The organism is Mycobacterium sp. (assembly GCF_050701675.1).
Lineage (GTDB): Bacteria > Actinomycetota > Actinomycetes > Mycobacteriales > Mycobacteriaceae > Mycobacterium.
In genome coordinates this window covers 1-3,718 of the sequence record NZ_JBOGDD010001252.1, presented here as the reverse complement: position 1 = coordinate 3,718, position 3,718 = coordinate 1, and the positions used below count along the sequence as shown (strand labels likewise).

Genomic DNA, 3,718 nt, shown 5'->3' with positions numbered 1-3,718 from the left:
TGCGCGGGTATCGTGCCCGACGAACGCGACCCACAGCTCGACCACCGGCCGGACTACTTCGCGTCGTTCGACCGCTGGCTGGAACAGCTGGAAGCACACATCCCGAATCACGCCACTCGATCCGCAGTCCTGACGACTCTCGATGAGGATGGTCGGCAGGTCGATGTGCGGCGGCTCGTCGCCCGACACCGACTGAGCCGCGCCGCGGCACGGCTCGTCCGGCTACTCGTGCGGTTCGGTGATGAGGGCGGTCCCGTGCACAGTTTCGGGTCGATCTGCATCGCCGAGATTCTGCCCAGCACCGCGAAGCGCGCGGCGCGCGTGACCACTTCCCTGTACGCGACCCGACGCGGGACGCAGGTCGACTACTGGTGGGCCGACACCGCCGACGGGTTTGGCGCGCTCGGCACGCGGGACCAGCCGCTCACGCTGCACGAAGCAGTTGTGATGGTTGAACGGGTCGTGATCGCGCAGGCCACGTACGGCGCTATCGACGGCGGCGACCGATCGGCCTACACGCCCGGCCGCGCCGCGCAACTCCAGATTCGCTCGACGTTCTACCCGCAGCTCGAAGTCCGGTTCCGAAGCCGTGCGCCGCGCGGTGTCCGACGCCGCGATGGTCGGGATCCCCGGTCCGCCTGAGGGGCGTAGTACTCGTGCATCCGTTCGATGAGATACGCGCAGATCCGCGGGCCGCGCGTACGGGCGCGGTGGACCAGGTGGGCGCTGGAGCGCGAGCACGCGGACGCCCCTCGGGGCTATTCCCCGGCGATTGCCCGCGCTTGGCACACCGCTCGCACGTTTGTTCCGGTTCGATGCCTCGTCACGCCGACTTCCCGATCGACCACCGGCCTGACCTGTTTGGTGAGTTCGATGCACTGATACGCGAGCTGCGAAGCCTCGTGACCTGCATGAGCACCCACGCCGAGATCATTGCGGCGCTGGGGACCGACGGCCGGCAACTCGACGTCGATCAGCTCGCGGCCGAACTATGCCTGGAACCGGACGTCGCTGCGATCGTGCGTCGCCTGGCCACGTTTGGCGACATGGGCGAACAGGTGCACAGCTTTGCCTCGCTTGTCCTCGCCCGTATCAACGCCGGCTCGCTGGCCGGCTCGGTAGACCTGACGACCTACGTCATGGCCACGCGCCGCTGCGGTCGGGTCGAGGTCTGGTGGCAGGACGAAAACGGCGGCACCGGCACCGTCGGTATGCGCGCGCAGGTGCCGAGCGTTCTGGAGATCACCGTGCTGGTCGACGCCGTGCTGGTGGCTCAGGCGCCCTACGACGTCGGCGACGGCGACTGGCGCTGCGGCTATCTGGTCGACGACTCGATGGTCGTCACCGTCACCTCGGAGACCTACCCGCCGCTGCGCGAATGGTATCGCCGCGCCGTCAGCGAGTGGAGCGCCGAGCATGACAGAGAGGAGTGAGCAGACGTGGATCAGCCAGAAGTGCAGCTTGAACTCGGCCTTGTGCGCTCACCGGCACGCAGGCGGTCGTCGCGCGGCATCCCGAGCTTCCGTATCCAGATCGTCTCGCTGGTGTGCGAAGGGTCGGCACCGTTCGCGCACCGGCGACTGCGCGGTTCGGTCGATGTGTACAACGCCTTCCGCGACACATGCGACACCGCGGACCGCGAGTATTTCTGGACGGTGTTGCTCGACAACAAGCACGCCATCATCGGCATCGAGCAGGTCTCGCAAGGGTCATTGACGGCGTCCATCGTGCACCCGCGCGAAGTGTTCAAGGCCGTGGTGCTCGCCAATGCGGCGGCGATCATCCTCGTCCACAACCACCCGAGCGGTGACCCGACACCCAGCGCCGAGGATCTGGAGATCACGCGCCGACTGCGCGAGGTCGGGGAACTGTTCGGCATTCGCGTCCTCGACCACCTGGTCATCGGACGCGGGCGGTACGTCAGCTTCGTCGACGATGGATACTGGTGACGCGCATGGCGACGGTCATTCCCGGCGTGCTTCACCTGCTCGACCGCGACCTGACGTCGCTGTGCGGCTGCCTGTACGGGTTTATCACCGGCAACGCCGCACGGTGCACCTGCCCGAGCTGCCTCTCGATCTGGAGCCACAGACGAGACATCGACGCAGGTCGCCCACCGGTCACCGGCGACGCGCCGACCGTCAGCCACTGAGCGGAAGGGAGCATATGAAGCTCGTCGTCGTACTCGTCGTGGCAGCCGCCTTGAACGCCGGTACCGTCGTGGCCCAGCAACGCACGAAAACCGTCAACCGCAACGATTTCTACACCTACCGCAACCGCACCGCCGAGAACCTGGGCTACGCCGGCATGGGCCTCACCGCCTTCCTCGCGCTGCTCGACTCGGTACCGGAGCCCGCCAGTCAGGCGTGCCGGTGCCGGGCTACCCATCGTACCCAGGACCGCGACCTGGCGGTTCGTGGGGTGCCTATGGCGGCGTGGTGGTGATACCGCCGCCGATGGTCGTCGACGGCCCGGTGATCTGCGAGGACCCGTCCTGGTGCACGTGGCCGTCACCGCTCGGGCCAGGACCTCGGGCCGACGGGTTCGTCGCCGGATACCGTGCCGGCCAGCAGTGGGCGCGCGAGCGGCGTATCGCCGGTGCCGTGCAGTACCATCGCGCCTTCGCCCTGGGCATCGACGCGGGTGCGGTGGAGTACGACAGGTGACGCCCGTGCTGGCGCCGAGCAACGACCCGGTGCTGTGGCCGGCGTACCGATTCGGTCAGCTGGCGGCCATCGTCGTCGCCGTGTTGTTCGCCTTTGCGCACGGCGCCATCGTCGCCGGCATCGGGCTCGTGATCGCGTTGGGGGTGTTCCGGATCCTCTTCAACGTCATCCGCGGCATCACCTTCCCGATCATCGAGGATGTGAGCCGCGCCATCACGGGCGGTCAGTGACAACACTGTCCCGGCCACCGTGGTCGATCGACGCATTCGTCCGTGCGCGGCGCGAGTTCGATGACGGACGCGGTCCAGCGGAAGCGTGGGCGAGGCTGCACGAGTTCAGCCTTTGGCGCGTCGACGAGTTGGCTGAGCGTGTCGGCAGCCGCACCTGGGCGATGCTGGTAGCGCCGCCTGACCTGCCGCCGTCCGGTCGGCAGGGTGAGTGCCTGGTGCACGCACTGCGATCGGCACAACTTGCCGCGGCCGTCTTCCCGACGGTCTGGCGCTTCGAGCCGTTGGGCATCTCGATCTCGCGCGTGGTCGTTGCGCATGAGGTGGACGCGCAACGGGCGGTGCGGCTGGCGAAGCGATACGGCCAGATCGCCGTCGTGCACATGCAGCGCATCCCCTTCGAGCACGTCGTCGTGCACGACATGGTAGGAGAGCGAGACGTCGAGTTGGGGCGCTTCGATCCCGGCGGCATTGCCGGCCACCTGGCGCGGGTGGCGGGTGCCAAGACTGCCGCGGTCGTCTACGGATGGACGACGATCGCTGAAGGGATGGCAATGGCCCTCGCTCTGTGGCGTATGGATAGGTTGACATATCGTTGACGCACAGTTTACACTATGGAGCTATGAAACTCGAACGCGAAGTCGTCCTGGCCCATGTCCCAGGGGTGCGCCTGCCGCAAACCCATCTGCCGCGGCGGTGGAAAGAGCGGCGCACCACGTGTGTCGCCTTGTGGAAGGAGCGCGTGCTGGCGCCGATCACGGTGTTCGCGGCCAATCTCGCGAGTGACCAGGCCACGGTGAAGGCGCTCGTCAAGCACCTGGGCAC

The 3,718-nt window shown here is 67.4% G+C and carries 9 protein-coding genes; all 9 read left to right on the top strand.

What is annotated here, in order from left to right; genetic code table 11:
- Nucleotides 1–642: hypothetical protein (locus ACRDUX_RS38870; RefSeq protein ID WP_526422548.1), on the top strand; the 642-nt coding region annotated here is incomplete at its 5' end.
- 173 nt (nt 643–815) lie between these two features.
- On the top strand, nt 816–1,433 hold the full coding sequence (locus ACRDUX_RS38865; protein WP_526422546.1) for a hypothetical protein: 618 nt from the start codon (nt 816–818) through the stop codon (nt 1,431–1,433).
- Nucleotides 1,434–1,439: 6 nt separating this feature from the next.
- The gene (locus tag ACRDUX_RS38860; protein WP_526422544.1) at nt 1,440–1,949 is read left to right on the top strand and encodes a JAB domain-containing protein; all 510 of its coding nucleotides are present in this window, start codon (nt 1,440–1,442) and stop codon (nt 1,947–1,949) included.
- Complete coding sequence (locus tag ACRDUX_RS38855) at nt 1,946–2,152, top strand: hypothetical protein (RefSeq protein ID WP_526422542.1); 207 nt, start codon at nt 1,946–1,948, stop codon at nt 2,150–2,152. Before ACRDUX_RS38860 ends, ACRDUX_RS38855 begins: the two co-directional genes overlap by 4 nt.
- A 14-nt stretch (nt 2,153–2,166) precedes the next feature.
- Nucleotides 2,167–2,445 carry a hypothetical protein gene (locus ACRDUX_RS38850; protein WP_526422540.1) on the top strand — a complete coding sequence of 93 codons (279 nt, stop codon included), beginning with the start codon at nt 2,167–2,169 and terminating at the stop codon, nt 2,443–2,445.
- On the top strand, nt 2,439–2,666 hold the full coding sequence (locus tag ACRDUX_RS38845; protein WP_526422538.1) for a hypothetical protein: 228 nt from the start codon (nt 2,439–2,441) through the stop codon (nt 2,664–2,666). The genes ACRDUX_RS38850 and ACRDUX_RS38845 overlap by 7 nt, the downstream gene beginning before the upstream one ends.
- Nucleotides 2,663–2,896, top strand: coding sequence for a hypothetical protein (locus tag ACRDUX_RS38840; RefSeq protein ID WP_526422536.1), 234 nt, complete (start codon nt 2,663–2,665; stop codon nt 2,894–2,896). The genes ACRDUX_RS38845 and ACRDUX_RS38840 overlap by 4 nt, the downstream gene beginning before the upstream one ends.
- A complete protein-coding gene (locus ACRDUX_RS38835; protein ID WP_526422534.1) occupies nt 2,893–3,492 on the top strand; it encodes a hypothetical protein in 600 nt (199 codons plus the stop codon). Before ACRDUX_RS38840 ends, ACRDUX_RS38835 begins: the two co-directional genes overlap by 4 nt.
- 23 nt (nt 3,493–3,515) lie before the next feature.
- Nucleotides 3,516–3,718: hypothetical protein (locus ACRDUX_RS38830; protein WP_526422532.1), on the top strand; the 203-nt coding region annotated here is incomplete at its 3' end.